This is a genomic window from Dokdonella sp., assembly GCF_049593775.1.
GTDB lineage: Bacteria > Pseudomonadota > Gammaproteobacteria > Xanthomonadales > Rhodanobacteraceae > Dokdonella.
The window spans coordinates 1-3,148 of record NZ_JBAWHJ010000002.1 but is presented as its reverse complement, the minus strand read 5'-3'; the positions used below and the strand labels follow the sequence as shown (position 1 = coordinate 3,148).

Here is a 3,148-nt window from a genome sequence, read left to right as displayed (position 1 = left end):
CAGCACACCGAATATGTACCAGATATTGAAGTTCTTCGGAGCGTAGTACTCCGTCATGTGCTTGCGGTAGAACGGCAAGAACGACGGTGCACGGTCGTTGAACCAGTCCTGCACGCCGGACACTGCCTGGGTCAGTCGATTGGCCATTAGACTGCCCCCTCGCTGATGCCGATAATGATGTGATTGTCATCCGCGTAGTAGTACGGCGGAACGACCAGATTGGTCGGCGCAGGGACACCGTCGTAGACGCGTCCGGCCATGTCGAAACGCGACTTGTGGCAGGGGCAGAAGAATCCGCCCTTCCAGTCCGCATCGAAGGGCTCGGGCTTCAGTTCGGGATACAGCTTCGGTGCGCAGCCAAGATGCGTGCACAAACCGACGAGCACCAGCGTTTCCGGCTTGAGCGAACGATGTTCGTTCTGAGCAAACTGTGGCTGCTGGTCGCCGTTCTCGGACTTGGGATCCTTGAGCATCGGATCCAGCGACGGCAGCACCGCGAGCTGTTCCGGGGTTCGCCGGATGATCCAGATCGGCTGTCCGCGCCATTCGTACATGACCATCTGGCCGACTTCGAGCTTGCTGATGTCAGCCTCGACAGGCGCGCCAGCAGTCTTCGCCCGAGCACTGGGCTGCCAGGACTTGATGAAAGGTATGGCCGCAACCGCAACTCCTACACCACCAACGACGGCTGTCGTTGCGGTCAGGAATCTGCGGCGGCCCATGTCGACGCCGTCATTTGCCATCCGGCACTCCACGAGGTGCTTGCAGAAAAACAGAAAAGAAACAGAATTTGAAGCGGGGGTGCCGCACAATCGCGCTAGTTTAACGAAGCACTCCGAAGCGCACAATCAAAAGGCTGCGCGACATGATGTCCATTGGCCTGTGCGCCCGCCAAACACGGCTGTGGGCCGTATTTGGCGGGGCAACGGCATTGGCGTGATTGCCCGGCCGGCACTGAAAGTGCTTCCATGTACGTTCGGAAAGCGTGTCTATCGCCCCATCCGACCACGATCACTCCCCAAATCGACGCCTACCAGGCACCATGACCATGCAACGCGCCACTGCCCGCACCCTGTCCTTCATCCTGCGTTTTGCCGTGCTCGGCCTTGCCATTGCGTTTGTATTGACCCTGTTCGCACCCGGCCTTGTCGATCATCTGCGCGGATCGCCCGTTGCCCGCACTGGCGGCGGACTGCCGACATCGGGACCGCATGCTGGCGGCCCCGCGTCCTACGCCGATGCAGTCACGCGGGCCGCACCCGCTGTGGTCAACATCTACGCAAACAAGATGACGACCGTGCGCCAGTATCGGATTGTCCCCGACCCAGTCACCAAACGCCTGTTCGGTGCCATCGCCGCTGGCCCGTCCTACAAGAAGCAGGAGCAGAGCCTCGGGTCGGGCGTCATATTCAGCGCCGATGGCTACGTTCTGACCAACAATCACGTCATCAGCGGAGCCGATGACATTCAGGTCATGCTGTTCGATGGCCGGGTTGCCCAGGCCAGCCTGATAGGCGCTGACGCCGACACCGACCTTGCCGTGCTCAAGATCGAAGCCGACAACCTGCCGACCATCGCGGTGGCTGACCGGGGTGATGTCAACGTGGGCGATGTCGTCCTCGCGATCGGCAACCCGTTTGGTGTCGGCAAGACCGTAACCATGGGCATCGTCAGTGCCACCAGCCGCCAGCTGCGCCTGTCGGCCTACGAAGAATTCATCCAGACCGATGCCGCGATCAATTTCGGCAATTCCGGCGGCGCCCTGGTCAACTCACTTGGCGAGCTGGTTGGCATCAACACGGCTGTCTACCGGAATTCTGGTGGTGACGGACGGGCTTCCGCCGGCGCTCAGAACGCCGAGGGCATCGGTTTCGCCATCCCGGTGGCGACCGCAAAAGTCGTCCTTGACCAGATCATCAGCCATGGCGTGGTTATCCGCGGCTGGATTGGTGCCGAGTACGCCGATCCCGCCATGACCAGCCAGGCCGACCCGGGAGCCTCGGTCCCGCAGCGAGGGGTCGTCGTTCTGGAAGTTCTGCCGGGCGGCCCTGCCGACAAGGCCGGTGTGCGCAATGGCGACTTGCTGATGGGCATCGACGGGGAAGACATTGTCAATCAGGCCTTCCTGCGCAGTCATGAAGCCACCCTGGCCCCCGGCAAGGTTGTCCGCCTCGACGTACTGCGCAACGGCATTCCTTTCTCTGTGGAATTGACCTTGATGCAGCGCCCTGCCAACTATGTGGCGGGCATCTGATCCGCTCCCGGGGATTCAGAGAGCTTTCTTGTAGCGATCCCGCAACATGGCCACGCGTTCGACATAAACCTGCGTCTCCGCGTACGGCGGCACGTCCGAGTACTTCTGCACTGCCCCCGGACCCGCATTGTAAGCCGCTGTTGCAAGCCGTTCGTCGCCATTGAAATTCTTCAGCATCATGGCGAGGTAGCGGGCTCCGCCACGAATATTCTCGGCGACGTCAAAGGCATCGACCACGCCGAGATCACTGGCAGTACCCGGCATCAATTGCATGAGCCCCTGTGCACCCTTGGCGGAAATCGCCATCGGGTTGAACGCGGACTCCGCATGGATGACGGCACGCAACAGGGCCGCATCGACACCATAGTCTGAAGCGGCCAGCGCCACTTCGTCCTTGAACGCGTCCAGATTGAGCGCGGTCCTGGAAAAATTGATCGTCGAGTTGACGTCGCAGGCGACGCAGGTGGAGATGTAGGTAAACAGGACAGCAAAACGTCCATCTCGCGGCCGCACATTGGTGTATTCGGTGATTCCGCTGCTGCGCTCGACCCGATAGACCGCACCGCGCAGGATCTTGGGCGCAGGCTTGGAAGTGTTGGCGCTGGTCATGACCCGGGCTACCGGCTCTGCCGCCTTGGGCTCTTTGTTCTCGCTGGGCTTGATCGGCGGCGCGGCCAGCAGGTTCGCCGTCGAAGTCACTCCAATACTGGTTGCCCGCACATCGGGCTTTTCCTGATATTCCACCGAACGCTTTGCCTGCGTGCTGCTGGGCGCAGGCTTTGCCGATGCATAGCTGCCCATCGCGACGCACTTGGTGAATGCGGACTTCTTGTTGGTATAGGCGACGCTGCCGCCGGGCCCCTCGCATTTGTACAAGGTGTCGGCGTGCACGGT

General features: G+C 61.2%; 3 protein-coding genes and 1 pseudogene. 1 reads left to right on the top strand and 3 read right to left on the bottom strand.

Translation table 11 applies throughout. The features are described 5' to 3' along the window. A pseudogene (locus WBP53_RS00035) lies at positions 1-147 on the bottom strand (cytochrome b); the annotation flags it as partial. Continuing rightward, positions 147-743 carry a ubiquinol-cytochrome c reductase iron-sulfur subunit gene (gene petA, locus WBP53_RS00030; RefSeq protein WP_423924676.1) on the bottom strand — a complete coding sequence of 199 codons (597 nt, stop codon included), beginning with the start codon at positions 741-743 and terminating at the stop codon, positions 147-149. The pseudogene WBP53_RS00035 and the gene petA, both read right to left, overlap by 1 nt. 305 nt (positions 744-1,048) lie before the next feature. Here petA and WBP53_RS00025 point away from each other — a divergent pair, with 305 nt between their 5' ends. Then, positions 1,049-2,254, top strand: coding sequence for a S1C family serine protease (locus WBP53_RS00025; RefSeq protein WP_423924674.1), 1,206 nt, complete (start codon positions 1,049-1,051; stop codon positions 2,252-2,254). Between the two features lie 15 nt (positions 2,255-2,269). On the opposite strand, the gene WBP53_RS00020 is transcribed toward WBP53_RS00025, so the two are convergent. Then, positions 2,270-3,148: lytic transglycosylase domain-containing protein (locus tag WBP53_RS00020; RefSeq protein WP_423924672.1), on the bottom strand; the 879-nt coding region annotated here is incomplete at its 5' end.

Bases quoted from the DNA above. Each gene is read 5' to 3' on its own strand.
- petA (WP_423924676.1), bottom strand. From the start codon at position 743: ATGGCAAATGACGGCGTCGACATGGGCCGCCGCAGATTCCTGACCGCA.
- WBP53_RS00025 (WP_423924674.1), top strand. From the start codon at position 1,049: ATGCAACGCGCCACTGCCCGCACCCTGTCCTTCATCCTGCGTTTTGCC.